Origin of the sequence: Clostridium zeae (assembly GCF_017312485.1) — a bacterium.
Taxonomy (GTDB): domain Bacteria; phylum Bacillota; class Clostridia; order Clostridiales; family Clostridiaceae; genus Clostridium_AR; species Clostridium_AR zeae.
This window is the reverse complement of sequence record NZ_BMBA01000011.1, coordinates 1-16,404: the sequence shown is the minus strand read 5'-3', so window position 1 is coordinate 16,404 and position 16,404 is coordinate 1. Positions and strand designations below refer to the sequence as shown.

General features: G+C 30.7%; 10 protein-coding genes. All 10 read left to right on the top strand.

The window, feature by feature from the left end; translation table 11 throughout:
• The first annotated feature begins 157 nt into the window (after positions 1-157).
• Positions 158-4,963 carry a discoidin domain-containing protein gene (locus J3477_RS24345; RefSeq protein WP_206872830.1) on the top strand — a complete coding sequence of 1,602 codons (4,806 nt, stop codon included), beginning with the start codon at positions 158-160 and terminating at the stop codon, positions 4,961-4,963.
• A gap of 253 nt (positions 4,964-5,216) precedes the next feature.
• Complete coding sequence (locus J3477_RS24340; protein ID WP_206872829.1) at positions 5,217-5,762, top strand: glutathione peroxidase; 546 nt, start codon at positions 5,217-5,219, stop codon at positions 5,760-5,762.
• A gap of 346 nt (positions 5,763-6,108) precedes the next feature.
• Positions 6,109-7,059 (top strand): AAA family ATPase, encoded by a 951-nt coding sequence (locus tag J3477_RS24335; protein WP_228731360.1) that lies wholly within the window; start codon positions 6,109-6,111, stop codon positions 7,057-7,059.
• The gene (locus J3477_RS24330) at positions 7,052-8,257 is read left to right on the top strand and encodes a DUF58 domain-containing protein (RefSeq protein WP_206872828.1); all 1,206 of its coding nucleotides are present in this window, start codon (positions 7,052-7,054) and stop codon (positions 8,255-8,257) included. The genes J3477_RS24335 and J3477_RS24330 overlap by 8 nt, the downstream gene beginning before the upstream one ends.
• Position 8,258: 1 nt before the next feature.
• Complete coding sequence (locus tag J3477_RS24325) at positions 8,259-10,505, top strand: transglutaminase-like domain-containing protein (protein WP_206872827.1); 2,247 nt, start codon at positions 8,259-8,261, stop codon at positions 10,503-10,505.
• 718 nt (positions 10,506-11,223) lie between these two features.
• Entirely contained in the window at positions 11,224-12,066 is an 843-nt protein-coding gene (locus J3477_RS24320) for a Cof-type HAD-IIB family hydrolase (protein ID WP_206872826.1), read from the top strand.
• A gap of 161 nt (positions 12,067-12,227) precedes the next feature.
• Positions 12,228-12,689, top strand: coding sequence for a tRNA (cytidine(34)-2'-O)-methyltransferase (locus J3477_RS24315; RefSeq protein ID WP_206872825.1), 462 nt, complete (start codon positions 12,228-12,230; stop codon positions 12,687-12,689).
• A 15-nt stretch (positions 12,690-12,704) separates the two neighbouring features.
• A complete protein-coding gene (locus J3477_RS24310; RefSeq protein WP_206872824.1) occupies positions 12,705-13,544 on the top strand; it encodes a DegV family protein in 840 nt (279 codons plus the stop codon).
• 847 nt (positions 13,545-14,391) lie between these two features.
• Positions 14,392-15,480, top strand: a complete 1,089-nt coding sequence (locus J3477_RS24305) for a BMP family lipoprotein (RefSeq protein WP_206872823.1) — start codon at positions 14,392-14,394, stop codon at positions 15,478-15,480.
• A 100-nt stretch (positions 15,481-15,580) separates the two neighbouring features.
• Positions 15,581-16,404: ABC transporter ATP-binding protein (locus J3477_RS24300; protein ID WP_206872822.1), on the top strand; the 824-nt coding region annotated here is incomplete at its 3' end.

The window sequence follows — 16,404 nt, the reverse complement described above, 5'->3', positions numbered from 1 at the left end:
TGAATCTCTTTATTTTTACTATCTAGAAAACTATAAAACTTTTAAACTAACTAAACCTAAATACTTCAATGATTTCAAGTAAATGCTCGTTGAAATTCAAGTGAAATTACAGAAAAATAGGATTGTAAGGTAAATGTTTTCAATGGAGGGAAAGGATATGATGAAAAAACTTAGTAGGATTGTTTTATCTTTAATTATGGTCATGACTCTTGTTTTTGACGGTACAAGTATTGCAAAAGCAACAAATGTTGATGATATGAATTTAATCAAGAGTAGGATTAAAGAGTATTTTTTGAAGCTTGATACAATTGATGATGGGTCAAAAGTAGAAGCTTGCTATGTAAGTCATGCAGAAGATTATCTTAAGCTAATACAATCGGATGGGTCTTTTAAGGATGTGGATTATAAAGCCACAAATAATGCTGCAAACGGAGCTGCATGGTCCCCTTATTTAGCCTTAGATAGAATGCAGGCTATTGCCATAGCTTATAATAAGCAAGGAAATTCAATTTATAAAAAACAAGAGGCTGTTGATAAAATGAATAAAGCTATAGCTTATTGGGGTACTCAAAATCCAAGTTCAACTAACTGGTGGGAAAACCAAGTAGGCGTTCAATTACGATTTGCTAGAATCGGATTGTTTATGGAGGATAGTATAAGCAGTGAAGCTTTAAACATTATTCTAAACAAGCTTTTAGAAAAAACGCCAGTTAAATATGGATCAGGTCAAAATAATTTATGGTTTGATCAAAACTATGTTTATTATGCTCTAATTAAAGAAGATGCAACTCAATTAAAAGATATGATTAATAATTATTTAGATTATTGTTTAACAACCCAGTTAGATGATGTTACAAAAGAAGCAGTACAAGTTGATAACAGTTACTATATGCATGGAAGACAATTCTATTCAAATGGGTACGGAATGACCATGTTTAGAGATATGAGTTATTGGATTTATATGTTAAAAGGAACAAGCTTTGCAGTAAGCCAAGATGTTGTGGATAGAATGGCAAACTATATGATAAACGGTACAAGTTGGACAGTTAGAGGAGATATCATGGAGTTGTACCTTGGATATCGTCCATACAAATACGATGTAGGATATGATAACTATTCGGAAGAATACATCGAGCCTTTAAAGAGAATGATTGAGTCAGATTCTAAACATGCTAGTGACTATCAAAAGATTTTAGACAATATTGAAGGTAGAACCAATTCCAATGGTAAGAATGGTAACTATTATATGTGGCGATCAGGATATGCATCACATATGAGAGCTGGATATGGTGTCAATATAAAGATGGACTCTAAGAACCTTATTGGAGGAGAATGGAGGGGCCCATGGAATGAAGCTGGAAAACCAAATCAACAATTGATTTATTGGACGTCAGCTGCATCTTCTACAATAACTGTAGATGGAGATGAATATAAATCAGTATACCCAGTATTTGATTGGACGCATACCCCAGGGGCAACTGCACCTAATTATATTAGTGGAAAATTCACTTTTGAGAATAATGAACTTTTTGATATTGGTGTAAGCAATGGTAAGTATGGAGCGACTGCTTATAAATTTGATAAAACAAATACTAAGGGTCAAAAAGGATACTTCTTCTTTGATGATGAGTTCGTCGCATTAGGATCAAATATTTCATCAACGAATGATGCACCTATTCACACAACCTTAAACCAAAGTAAGGCTAGTGATTTAAAAGTTAATGGTGAGGCAGTTAAATTAGGAACAGTAGGAAAAGAGTATACAACAAAAAGTATATATAACAACAAAATTGGATACGTTTTCTTGAAAGATACAAAGGTTAAAGTATCTTATGATGGACAAAAAGATGTTCCGAGTTTATGGTCAGAGGATATGAAAAAGAATGCTGATTCTGTTTTTACAGCCTATATTGATCACGGTGTAAAACCAACAAACGATTCTTATGCATATATTGTTGTGCCAAATAAAACAGAAGCAGAAGTAAAGAACTATTCAAACAACATTCCTGTAACAGTTGTTGCAAACAATTCAGATGTGCAAGCAGTTAGACACGATGGATTAAAACAAACACAAATTAATTTTTATAAAGCAGGTTCTTTGGAATATAAAAAAGGCTATACAATAACTGTAGATCAACCATGTAGTGTTATCATTGACGAGTCAGGAAATACAAGACAAATAACTATAGCTGTTAATGACAATGAAGATCATAAGATAGTAAATGTGGGATTATCATATAACAGTACTAAAACAACAACTACTTTTATTTCAAAGGCTTTACCTTATGCTGGTCAATCAAAGACATTGGTAGAAGGACAAGATGATAGATATTTAGCTAGTAGTTCTACAGTAAATCATTATGTTAAAAATGTAGTAGATAGTAATGGTAGTAGCTATTGGGAAAGTAAAGGACAAGGTGAAGAATGGATTTCACTTCTTACAGGCTCAGATAAATACTTGAAAGACATAACTATTTCATGGGGAGAAAAATATGCTCTTGAATATGAAGTCTACGCATCACAAGATGGAGAAAATTATGAATTGGTTTCAAAAGTTTCAAAAGGTGATGGCAAGCAAAGTACAATACCTATCGCTAGAATGTGTAATTATATAAAAATCATCATGAAATCTAGTACTGGGGATTGTTATCAAATCAAAGAAGTAGCGATGAATGAAGGTGAACTCCTTTCCTTAAATAAACCAACTACAACAAGCTCTGTCTCATCTAAAGCACCGACCTTTGTAGGAGGATTTGCTGTTGATGGAGATTTATCTACAAGATGGGCATCTAATCGTAATTCAGATAATGAATGGATAATGGTTGATTTAGAAAAATATTCACGTATAGATGCCATGAAGATCACTTGGGAAAATGCATGTTCAGATGATTATACTATTGAAGTATCAGCTGATAACAAAAATTGGAAAAGTGTGAAACAATTAAAAACAGATGCGAGTTTAACAGACGAAATTAATTTTAGCGAATCAGTATATGGCCGATATGTAAAAATTAATTCACATAAATCAAGACTAGTTAGTGGAACAAATTATGGGATAAATATATTTGAAATTAATGTTTATGGTGAAGCGAAAGAAGAAGATAGAGTCAATATTGCTCTAAATAAACCTTCAAAAGCAAGCTCAGAATATATAAATCCGAAGTCCAAGTTCACTTTGGAATCAAAATATGCCTTTGATGGAAGTGTGGAGAATAAAGGGGATACCTATCAATCAAGATGGGTATCTGAAAGAGGTAAAGATCATCCAGGTGAAAATGTAAATTCACAATATATACAAGTGGATTTAGAGGACGTATATGATATTTCGAGGGTTGTATTAAATTGGGAAGGTGCCTGTGGAAAAGAATACAAAATTCAAGTTTCAGAAGATGGTAAACAGTGGACAGATGTATCATATATTACAGATGGAGCTGCAGGTATTAAAGAATTAAACTATGAAAAACCAGTAACCGGAAGATATGTGAAGATGCTAGGAATTGTTCCAATTGGACAATATGGTTATTCCTTATGGGAATTCGAAGTTTATGGAGCAAGCTTAAAGGCTGGATTGAAAGCATACTACGATCAGAATAAAGATCTAGATACAAGTTCCTTCACCCCCAGTAGTATAGAAGTATATCATAATGCTTTAGACAATATTACAAAAGTTTACGAAGATAAAGCTGCTACAAGTACAGACATATTAAATGCAAAGGAACAGTTAGAAATTGCTATAAATAGTTTTGTTCTGAAAGCAAATAAAGCTACATTAGAGGATGAGATTAAAAAAGCTGAGCTTATAGAAAGAAATTTATATACAGATGAATCAATCGAGGTCTTTGAAGCAGCCTTAAATAAAGCTAAAGCAACATATAATGATGGTAATGCTACACAAAAGCAAGTGGATGACGATGCTCAAGCCATACAACAAGCATTTTTGTCATTAGAAAAGAAAAAAGAGGATCCAGTTATCGAAGTTCCAGGAGAAAAGGTAGACCTAACCCTTCAAAGTCCGAACAAAGATATAAGTGTTTCTGGAAAGTTACCAAAAGACATAGAATTATCTTCAAAAGCACTAGATAGTGAACAATTCAAAGAAGTGGTGGAAAAAATATATAAGGTTAATTCAGAAGCATTGAAGGATACAACTTTAGAAAAAGTATATGATTTAAGCTTATTGCTAAAAAGTGAAGTTTATCAAATAGATGGAGAGGTTGAAGTTTCACTAAAACTTGATGATAGTGTTTTGAACAAGAAGTTAGGTATAGTCTATATTGATGAAGCTGGAAATCTTCATAAATTTGAATCAACAGTGGAAAATGGGTTTATTAAATTTAAGACTCCTCATTTTTCTAAGTATGGAATTGTATCAACAAATGATTTGGTTTTGAAAACAGACAAAGCTACATTAGATAATGAAATCAAGAGAGCTCAGTTGATAGAAAAAGACTTATATACAAATGAATCAATCAAAGCTTTAGAATCAGCATTAATTCAAGCAAAAGCAATATATAATGATACTGATGCTACACAAAAGCAAGTTGATGATAAAGTTAAAGAACTACAACAAGCACTTCTATCATTAGAGAACAAAAAGGATACCCCAATCATTAATGTTCCTGAAAAAGATACACCTGACAACAATGTACCTGTAAAAAACACAGAAGTAGTAGTCCAAAATCCAAATAAAAATGTAAATACTTATGAAAATTTACCAAAAGATATCAAAGTAATAGATAATAACGAAGAGAAACCAATTGCTAATGCTACTGAAGATAAGAAAGAGACAACAATTCAAAATCCAAACAAAGAGGTAAGTGCTTCAGCCAACGAAGCAAGTAAAGTAACTCCTAAAGATAATTCTAACCATGCTAACGTATATATTATTGCTATGATTTCTTCAGTTATAATTATTTTTGCAGGTGTCCTATATGTATTTTTAAAGAAGAAAAAAACTGAATAATATTTAAAAGAGTGGTTGTTGTGCAACCACTCTTTTGAATTTAAAGCCTGTAAAGTATTAAATAAGACATGAGTACATAAAATACAATAAAACAGTTGACAGATTAATAATGAATGTATATAATTCAATTATACAATATTTAATTGTACTCAATGAAATTTTGAATGATATTAATTTAATAAAAAATATATTTGTATTAATATCTATATAATTGATTTATGAAAATAAATATTTAAAAGAAAGGAAGAAAGTTATGTCAGTTTATGATTTCAAAGCAAAAACAATAGATGGAGAAGAAGTATCCTTAGAAAAATATAGAGGTAAAGTATTAGTAATAGTCAATACTGCAAGTAAATGTGGCTTTACTCCTCAATATGAAGGTCTTGAGGCTTTATATAAAAAATACAAAGATCAAGGTGTTGAAGTATTGGGATTCCCAAGCAATCAATTTGCGGAACAAGAGCCAGGTAGTAATGGAGAAGTTAAGAATTTTTGCCAAATTAATTATGGAGTTTCATTTCAATTATTTGAAAAGACAGATGTAAGAGATGAAAATGCACACCCTTTATTTAATTACTTAACAGAAAAAGCTCCTTATAAAGGTCTTAACATGAATCATCCAATTGGAAAGATACTTTTAGAAGCATTAGAAAAGAATTTTCCTAGTTTCTTAGAAGGAAATTCAGTAAAATGGAATTTTACTAAGTTTGTTGTTGATAGAAATGGTGATGTAGTTGAAAGATTTGAACCAACTTCTGAACCAGCTGAAATGAATGAAACTATAGAAAAATTACTTTAGATAGTATTCAATAATAATCCCTAACACATAATCCCTTTGAGAACGCACTTTCCCCAAGTGCGTTTTTTTTATTGAAATTTTATGTTTTTTGATAGTAAATGGTATTAATTTTTGTAATATTGTTAAAAAATATTAAATAAGTATTATAATTTATAGAATATGAAGGAATTGAAAAAAATAGATAGAATTAGGAAAAGTGTGGAACTCGTAATAATTATAAAAGTTATTCTCTAAGTGTTTAGAAATATTCACGCAACGAAATAACTATAGTATGAGAATATGCTCAAATTAGTTGTTAGGTTTTAACGAAATCTTTAGGCAGAATTAAATTTAAAAAGGGGTTAACATGATGAGGGAAAAGGAAATTATAAAGAAAATTTTAGATAACCTTAATAAGGTAATAATAGGTAAGGAAGTAGAGATTAGCAATATATTGAAGGGTGTAATTGCCAATGGTCATATTCTAATTGAGGATGTTCCAGGTGTAGGGAAGACTACATTGGTTAAAGCATTGGCTAAGACAATAGATCTAACTTATAGCAGAATTCAATTTACGCCTGATCTTCTACCATCAGACATTACTGGTATTTCTATATATAATCAGAAAAATATGGAGTTTGAGTTCAAGGAAGGTCCTATATTTTCTAATATAGTACTAGCTGATGAAATAAATAGAACTTCACCAAAGACACAATCAGCATTGCTTGAAGTTATGGAAGAAAATCAAGTATCAGAAGGAAAGAAAACCTATAGATTGAAAACACCTTTTGTAGTTATGGCGACTCAAAATCCTATCGATTATGACGGAACATTTAGATTGCCAGAGGCTCAACTAGACAGATTTATAATTAAGGTTTCGCTAGGATATCCATCGGCTGAATCCGAAGTTGATATACTAGAAAAGTATAGAGAGAACAATCCATTGCAAGAACTTACAAGTGTAGTTACTGCTGAGGATATTTTGTATCTTCAAGATGCCGTTGCGAAAGTAAGAGTTGCTAGAGTGATAAATGAATATATAGTAAGAATTGCAAATAAAACAAGAGAAAGTAACTATATATCTTTAGGGGTAAGCACTCGAGCTATTCTAGCGCTTCAAAAAGTTGCGCAAGCCAGTGCGCTTCTAGCTGGAAGAGATTATGTAATACCTGAAGATGTAAAAGAAAATGCAGCATTAGTATTAAGCCACAGAATAATTATGTCTTCAACAGGAAAGGCAAACGGCTATGGAGAAAGGGAGACCATAGAAGACATTTTAAAGATGGTAGAAACTCCGAGGATAACTGTTAATGTTTAAGCTTAGGATTAGTATAAAATACGCAGTTATTTTTGTATTAGCTACAGTATTTGTATATGTTCAAGGTGGAAGCCTTCCGCATGTTATATTTTATATGCTACTAATACCAGGAATCTTAGGGCTTATATCAATAATTGTGTTTAAGTCAGGTTTGCATATTCAGAATGTTACAATAGCTAAATTTTATACATGTGGAAATAAAGACTATATTGATACTAAGGTGAAGAATAACACAATATTAATTCTCCCTTATTGTAAAATCACAAATGAAGGTATAAATAGAATTAAAAAGAGTTATACAGGTGATGCACTAACTCTAGCAATAAATGAAAATCATATAATATCTGAAGAAATAGTATATATAAGCCGAGGTAAGTTTGACTTGGGTAGTTATGATGTGGAGCTTAAAGACTTATTAGGTATCTTCAATATTAATTATAAGATAAATGAAAGTAAACCAATTAAGGTGTTCCCAAGAGTGTATGATATCAGTCAGGTGGCAATAAGTGGTTCGGAAATAATTGAAAATACTTTATCAATTGTCACAAGTAAGGAAGATCCTCATTCTACAAAAGATATGAGAAGGTATAGAGAAGGAGACAGCTTAAAGAGAATAAATTGGAAGGTTAGTGCAAAGTTAAATGACTTATATGTAAGAAATTTTGATACTGTTTCTGGTGAAGAGTTTAATATATTTATGGATATGAACGAAAGTAATTATCGTCTTGATCCTTACGGTAAAAACGAGGAATTTCTTATAGACTTTTCTGCTTCTCTTATATACTCGCTTTTAAAGAAAAATATATCTACAAAGGTATTCGTTAATAATAAAATCGAGCATGTACAAAGCATAGAAAATAAGATGGATTTTGAAAAATTTTTAGAATACTTAATAGAGCATAGGAGTGAAGGAATAACTCCTGTAACAAACTTTATAAATATTCAAAGAAATAGGCTTTCATCTATAGCTGGAATAGCTGTGATAACTCATACACTGTCTGACAAGATCGTAAGCTTTATAATGGAGAATAAAGAAAAAGGTAATTCTCTTATTATATTTTATCTTAAGAGCGAAATTGGTGATGAATCTGTCATTACTATGAGAAATATTGGAGTTCTATGCTGCAAGATAGATGAAGGTCTATTTAATGAGGCCGCTATAAGTATAGAAGAGCTTGTAAAAGGACAGGTGAATTAGTATGGAATGGTTTAAGGAAAGACTTTTAGATAGTTTTATTATTTTTTTAAATATGATACTTACCATTTTAATATTAAAAGCATGCCTTAATATTGAAGGAACTAATTACTATTTTATAACTTTTCTGTTTGTAATAGGAGTAATTATAACTTGGGTTTATGATGAAAAAGTTAAGTCTTTAGAAAGAAAACTAGTTTTAACTATGATTATGCTTTCTGCTGTGCTATTACTGGTCATAGTATTTAGAAAGTATGCTGTTTCTTTTATTATTGAAGGAATAGGAAATAATATGACACATATAACTTCAAATATGAGAGAAGGATGGCCTAGCTCATTCTCACTTATAAGAAATCTATTTGTTATCACAATTCCTACCTTAATACCTTTTGCTATGTGGATTAAAAAAAGAGGATTTGCAGATATAATTATTCTTATAAATATGCTTTTAATGATGGTTTATTGGTATCTGGGATACTATGAAGAAATTAATAAGGTAATGTATATCTTCATCTTTGTAAGTATAATAACGTATGCTGTAAATCACTTGGGAAATTACAGGAAAAGGCTAAAAAGAAAAGAAATTAGAAATAATATTATGACGTCTAAAATTATTTGGGCAACTATAGTAATGTCTATAGTAAGCTCAATGTTTATAGTGTTATTACCAAAATCATCAAGTGGTAAATTTTCTAAAATAATTACAGATAAAGTAGTTGAAAATATAGCTGATGATAGTGGAGGTGTTTATAATCCTGATAAGTATGGGTATACCCTAGCTAAATCCGGTTATAATGACTCATCTAAAATATTAGGCGGGCCAATTAATATTGATGATAGAGAAGCATTTAAATTAGAGTATAAAGGAAATGTTAAAAATGAAATCTATCTTAAAGGTTCTGTAAAAGATAAATATACTGGAACATCATGGATACCTAACTTTAGGTTAGTACAAAAAGGCAATATGATGGATTCAGCGTATATTGAAAATTTTGTTGGAGCTAATGAAGAAACTATGACGATTCATCCCGATTATGTTACAACGACAACTTTATTCAATCCTTATTATTCTAAAGTCGTGAACATAAAATACAACAGTGATAATAAAACCTATGTGGATAAAGTTAATGGAGCTTTTTATTCTGAAAAACCTATAAAGACAGAATATACAATAAATTTTTACTCAAATAGTATTTACGATAAAGCTTTTGATACACCTTTGAGTGGGAGTAATTCTGTAGAGATAAATCAATTGCTTAATAATGGGGAGTTGGCTAATTACCTCCAGTTGCCAGATACTATAACACAAAGGACCGTTGATTTAGTTTATGATATAGTAAAGGGAACTTCCTCAAATTATGAAAAGGCGTATAGGTTAAAAACGTATCTTACTCAAAACTATACTTATAGTTTAGATGTTCCTAGTGTTCCAGAAGGAAAGGACTTTGTAGATTATTTTCTATTTGAAGAAAAGAAAGGCTACTGTGTATATTTTGCAACTGCTATGACGGTAATGTGTAGAATTGCAGGAATTCCAGCAAGATATGTTGAAGGCTTTAAAGTTAGTAAGGACAAGGAAAGCAATGGAATGTATAAAGTTACTAATGAGGATGCTCATGCGTGGACAGAAATCTATTTATCGTACAATGGAAATAATTTCAACGCAGCGAGGGCTTTACCTTTTACAAAGATTGATACAGTACCTACAGCGTATCAATATAGACATGCAAAAGAGGCACAAAACAATGGTGAAAGTAATAGTAGTGGATTAGATGGTTCAAAGTCATCTGTAGATAAGGATAGCAACGGAAACACAAAAAAAGTTGATTTAGAAAAGAATAGCAGTGAAGTTAAAAATAAAACCTATTATTTATATTTGAAGATTTTATCTCCAATTGTACTAGTGCTGATATATATAACTGTGAGAATATGCTTAGTAGTTGTAAAAAAGAGAAAAATTCTTAAAAGTGATAGTTTAATTCCTTTATATGATTATTGTAAATTTAGATTAAATAAGATAATTATAATAAAGTCTAAAAATGAGACAGATTTAGAATTTGCTGAAAATATACCTAATTACGAGTTGTCAAAGAAAATGGTAGAGTTAGTTGAGCTTATATATAGAGAGTTTTATGCTCAGGAAGATGATTTGCACTACGATAAGCTTCAAATGATAGACTATATAGAGAATGTAACTAGAAATTATCAAGGAAATATGAAATACCTGATAAAGAAATATATATTATTTTAAAAAATGTAATTTATAGATGAACTGCTTCATAATCAAATTTACATTTTCAAATGCTTCTATCATAAACTTGAAGAGTTTTGAAAATAGATTTGGGATTGAAGTGTTTCATCTTTATTGTTTGATTAAATTAATGTTGGAATTATTTGATTTAAAATGTTTTGTTGGTATAATGTTGTCAGATATGAAAAAGATAAAGTATAGGTTTTACGGTTATTTAAGTCTTTGTTGAAATTAAGTTGTTACTCCTCCGATACTTTAATGAGTTTCGCAAAGAATTAATATGATTTTCTACAATTCCATAGCTAAAACTGTATAACTCACTACGTTCGGACAATACAGCTTTTACTCTTTATTGATTATGATTACTTATAAAGCTTTTGTATATAAAATTTAAGAAAACAAAAGGATATACACCTAAAGAGTAAAAGTGGGAATATGTCGCCTGCCAGAATTTCTTCACATACGTTCAGAAAAGGCAGATGCGCAAAAAAATCACTAATTAAGAACAATTAGCGATTTTTTAATGCTATCCCATCTCCGAAAATCATTTAATTCTAACAGCTCACTCATATAGTATCTACGGAAGCAACACCTTAATTTCAATAATAATGTTAAATAAATACTGAAGTTAAAATATACACAAATTATAAAATAGCGTATTAGAAAAACAAAAATTATAGGTATGCTATTCAATATACTTTAGAAATAGGAGTAATATATGAGCTATAAATTAGTATGTATAGATATGGATGGAACTCTGCTAAACAGTAAAAAAAGGCTTTCTAATTATAATAGAGAGATGCTAAAAAAGGCCCATGATATGGGAGTGCATATTGTTGTAACTACAGGAAGAATATTTAATAATGCCCTACATTATTCAAATTTGTTAGGGGTTAAATCACCGGTTATAGCTACTAATGGAGCTGTGATAAGAGAAAAAGATAAAGGTATAGTTATATACAAAAATGCTCTTAACAGTGAGACTTGTCTCAGACTTCTGGATTCAGTAGGTAAATACGGAATAAAAATGCACTTTTATACTACTGATAGTATATTTGTAAGTAGCAGAATTCAAGGAACTGCTTTAAAGTTATTTATGTCTTATCCATTACCAAAAGATTTAAGACTTACGATTAAATATATCGGTAAAAGAAAAGAGTGGGAAAAAGTATTTAAAGAGCATACAGATGAATTTGTAAAATGTATTGTGTTTAGTCCTAATAAGAACACGCTAAAGGACTTTAGAAAAGAACTTGATGCTATGGATGATATAAGTGTAACTAGCTCTGGAGCATTTAATATAGAAATACTTAACAAAGATGTTACCAAAGGAAGAGCAGTTGAAGTTCTTGCTGCATACTACGGTATAGAAAGAGAAGAGATAATGTGTATAGGTGACAACGAGAACGATATGCCTATGATAGAGTATGCTGGTATGGGAGTAGCAATGGGAAATGGAATTAAGGAACTTAAGGATATAGCTGATTATATTACTGATACAAATGATAACGATGGAGTTGGAAAAGCTATAGAAAAATTTATTGTATCTAAAGAAAGATAAATTAACACATTACCGCCAGAGTACGATATAAAATCATATTTTGTCATGTTGACTTAAGAAATTATAGGTTATTTTAGATTTGATTAACATAATAAAATATTGTAATATAATAAGATGAAGTGTGATTTTATAATTTATATAGACCGTTCGGAGGAAATAAAGTGAATCTTAATATAGTTTTATATCAGCCAGAAATACCTCAAAATACAGGTAACATAGCTAGAACTTGTGTTTTGACTAATTCTAAATTACATTTAATTAAACCTTTAGGCTTTGATCTAGATGAAAAGCATGTAAGAAGAGCAGGTCTTGACTATTGGCAATATTTAAATATGGAGATTTATGAAAGCTATGAAGAGTTTATGGAGAAGAATAAAGGAGCTAGAATATTCTTATCTACGACTCATGCAGAAAATTATTATGATGAAGTGGAATATAAAGAAGGTGATTTCATAATGTTTGGTAGAGAATCATCTGGAGTACCTGAAAGTGTTCACAATGATTTACAAGGAATAAGGGTTCCGATGATAAACACATCCACAAGATCACTTAATTTATCAAACACAGTTTCGATTATTGCGTATGAAGCATTGAGACAAATTGGTTTTCCAAGTATGAAGTAAATAGGGGGAAGGGATATGGAAAAGATTAAAATAGTTACAGATAGTACTGTAGATATCCCCATTGAGTTGTTAAGTAAAAATGACGTGGAGGTACTACCACTTCTTATTAATTTTGGAGAAGAAAGCTATCTTGATGGAGTAGAAATAAATCTTAGAACTATGCTTAAGCGTATAGAAGAAGAAGATGCACTTCCAACCACAGCACAAGTTACCCCAAATAGATTTTATGAATGTTACAAGAGATATTTAGAAGAGGGTTATAAAATTATATCCATACATCTTTCATCGGATATGAGTGGAACTTATAACTCAGCTTGCATAGCTAAAGATATGTTCGATACAGAAGATATAATAGTAATTGACTCAAAAAATGTAACATCAGGATTAGGTATAGTAGTTCTTAAAGCAATAGCTTTAAGTGAAAAAGGAATGAATATAAAAGAAATAGAAAATGAATTGTTGTTGGCTATACCACATATTAAAAGTGCATTAAGCTTTGAAAATTTAGATAACCTAGTTCGTGGAGGAAGACTTTCAAGAACTGCAGGAGTTATTGGTAGTGTTCTTGGAATAAGACTACTATTAGAGGTTAAGCAGGGGAAGATGTCTGTAATGGACAAGGTTAGAGGAAGTAAAAAGGCTACTAAAGAAATAATTAGAACCTTTGAAACTCTTAAAAGAAAAACAGGAGAACCAGTTGTGCTTTTGCATATCGAGAATCAAGATATCTATGAACCTTTAAAAGAATACTTGAATGAAAATGATATTGAATATATTGATGCTGAAGTTGGATGTACAGTTGGAATACATTCAGGTCCAAAAGCTTGTGGATTATTTTTTATTGAAGAATTCTAAAATTTATAAGATATTAGCAATTATACATTTTATATTTAATATGAGCAGTAGGTACATCTTTGATAGAACTTGCTGCTTTTTTGCTGTATTGAAAAGTATAAAATTTTTAAGCTATATATCAATGGTTTTATAAGTTTTTTATAGCTATACAGTAAAAAATAAAACTTATTGATTGTAAGTTTCCTCATATGTATTGGGAAAGGCAGATGTTCAAAAATCAAATATAACTTGTTAGAATAAATTTCCATATAAAAATTAAGAATAAATAAAGGCAAAATTTTATATACTTAATAGTAGAAGAGAAATTAATAAAAAATTAATAAACACTTCAAAATATATTTCTAAAATAATCCATGGATATTTATTAAGAAATAAAATTAAACCGCTTAAAAATGAAAAGGTATTCATTAGCATATTTCATTCAATATCGGTTTAGTAAATTATCATTAAAAAATTATTATTTTTTAAGTTTAATTTAGTAACATAAATGAAAAAAGTGTTTCATTTATCCTGTACGTATGCTATAATTACAACGGGCAAATGATTACCAAAATATGCTTATGTTATTATTTAAAAGGCTATTCTCTCAAATTTAGGAGAATTATAAACGATGGTGTTTGTTATATACAATTATTTATTAGGTTTTAAAATATATTTTTAGGACATGTATATCTTAATTAATTTTGTATTCATAACAGGCATTTTTTTATTATTAAGCTAATATTGTGTTAACTTTTTGAGTAAGTGCTTACATATTTATTTTGGTATCAGAGTACTCGTTCAAAATGTAAATGGTTGGTTATATGTTTGTAACCAAACAATATATAAATCTTAGGAGGGATCTGTAATGAACAAGAAAAAATTAATGGCTGCTGTAGCTTCGGTGGCAGTAGTAGCAACTCTATTTGCTGGTTGTGCTAGTAAGACTAATGACAAAACAACTACTGATAACAAAACTTCTGATAAGAAGGTAATGGTTGGACTTTCAACTGATGAAGGTGGTTTAAATGATAAGTCATTTAACCAAGCAGCTGATACTGGAATAAAGAAAGCTAAAGATGAGTTCAAATTTGATTATAAGGCTGTTGAATCAAAATCTAAGGATGATTATGAATCAAACCTAGATGCTTTAGTATCAGAAAAAGCAAACCTAGTTGTAGGCGTTGGTTTCCAAATGTCTGACGCAGTTAAGAATGCAGCTTCAAAGCATACAGATGTAAACTTTGCTATAGTTGACTCAAGCGTAGATGCTTCTAATGTAAGATCAATACTATTTAAAGAGCAAGACGGTTCATTCCTTATGGGAGTTATAGCTGGTAAGGTTGCTGGAACTGGCAAAGTAGGATTTATTGGTGGAAAAGACATGGAACTTATACAAAAGTTCGAAGCAGGATTTGCAGCTGGAGTTAAAGCTGTTAACCCAACTGCTGCAGAAGATTTAATTGCAAGAAAAACAGTTCAATATGTTGATAGCTTTACAGATGCTGCTAAGGGAAAAGAAGCAGCTAAGAACTTAATCAATGCTGGTTGTACAGTAATATACCATGCAGCTGGTGGAGCTGGAGAAGGTATGTTCCAAGCTGTTCAAGAAGCAAACAAAAATGGTAAAAAGGTTTGGGCTATAGGAGTTGATATGGACCAAGCGGTTACACTTCCACAATATGCTGATGTAATACTTTCTTCTATGATAAAGAAAGTTGACTTCGCAACATACCAAGCTGCTAAAGATATAGTAAATGGTACATTTAAATCTGGTACTGTTGAACTTGGATTAAAAGAAGGCGGAATAGATATCGCTGGTACTTCAAACAAGAATACTCCTAAAGATGTTCTTGATTTAGTAGCTAAGTATCAAGCTGCTGTTAAAGATGGAAAGATAACAGTTCCAACAAAACCAGCTGATGTTAAGACATTTACACCAGCTGCAGTACAATAATTTTAATATTTATAGGTTCAAAGAAGAGCTAGATGTTGCTACATCTAGCTTTTTTAAAGATTTAAGGAGTTTTCTATTTTTAAATTAGGAGGTATTAATGGTGACAAAAGTGGTAGAAATGAAGGGCATCACAAAAATATTCCCAGGAACCATAGCTAACGATGATGTTAATTTTGATCTTAACAAAAGTGAAACTCACGTTTTGTTAGGTGAAAATGGAGCGGGAAAAACCACTTTAATGAACATACTATATGGGTTGTACCAACAAGAGAAGGGTGAAATATACGTTAACGGACAGCTAGCTAAGATAACAAACCCTAACGATGCTATAAAGCTTGGAATTGGTATGGTGCATCAACATTTTATGCTTGTTCATAATTTTACAGTTGCAGAAAATATAGTTCTAGGAATTGAACCTAAAAAAGGTTTGAAGGTAGACATGAAGAAAGCGATAGAGGATGTTAAGGCTATTGCTAAAAAGTACGGTTTTAATATAGATCCAAACGAGGTAATCGAAGACATCACAGTTGGTAAACAACAAAAGGTAGAAATACTAAAGGCTTTATATAGAGGAGCAGATATATTAATACTTGACGAACCTACGGCGGTTCTAACTCCTCAAGAAATAGATGAGCTTGGAGTTATTATAGATAACCTAAAGTCACAAGGCAAGTCAGTAATTCTTATCACTCATAAGCTTAAAGAAGTTATGAAGATGAGTGACAGAGTAACCATAATAAGAAGAGGTAAGGTTACTGGAACTGTAAATACTAAGGATACTAATATCGACCAATTAGCGGAGCTAATGGTAGGTAGAAAAGTTAATCTTGTAGTACAGAAGGCTGAAGCAAAAGTAGGTCGTGAAATCCTTAAGGTAGAAAACTTAAATGCTAACGATCATAGAAAACTTCCTGTAGTTAAGAA

Bases quoted from the DNA above. Each gene is read 5' to 3' on its own strand.
- J3477_RS24345 (WP_206872830.1), top strand. From the start codon at position 158: ATGATGAAAAAACTTAGTAGGATTGTTTTATCTTTAATTATGGTCATG.
- J3477_RS24310 (WP_206872824.1), top strand. From the start codon at position 12,705: ATGGAAAAGATTAAAATAGTTACAGATAGTACTGTAGATATCCCCATT.
- J3477_RS24335 (WP_228731360.1), top strand. From the start codon at position 6,109: ATGATGAGGGAAAAGGAAATTATAAAGAAAATTTTAGATAACCTTAAT.
- J3477_RS24320 (WP_206872826.1), top strand. From the start codon at position 11,224: ATGAGCTATAAATTAGTATGTATAGATATGGATGGAACTCTGCTAAAC.
- J3477_RS24305 (WP_206872823.1), top strand. From the start codon at position 14,392: ATGAACAAGAAAAAATTAATGGCTGCTGTAGCTTCGGTGGCAGTAGTA.
- J3477_RS24330 (WP_206872828.1), top strand. From the start codon at position 7,052: ATGTTTAAGCTTAGGATTAGTATAAAATACGCAGTTATTTTTGTATTA.
- J3477_RS24340 (WP_206872829.1), top strand. From the start codon at position 5,217: ATGTCAGTTTATGATTTCAAAGCAAAAACAATAGATGGAGAAGAAGTA.
- J3477_RS24325 (WP_206872827.1), top strand. From the start codon at position 8,259: ATGGAATGGTTTAAGGAAAGACTTTTAGATAGTTTTATTATTTTTTTA.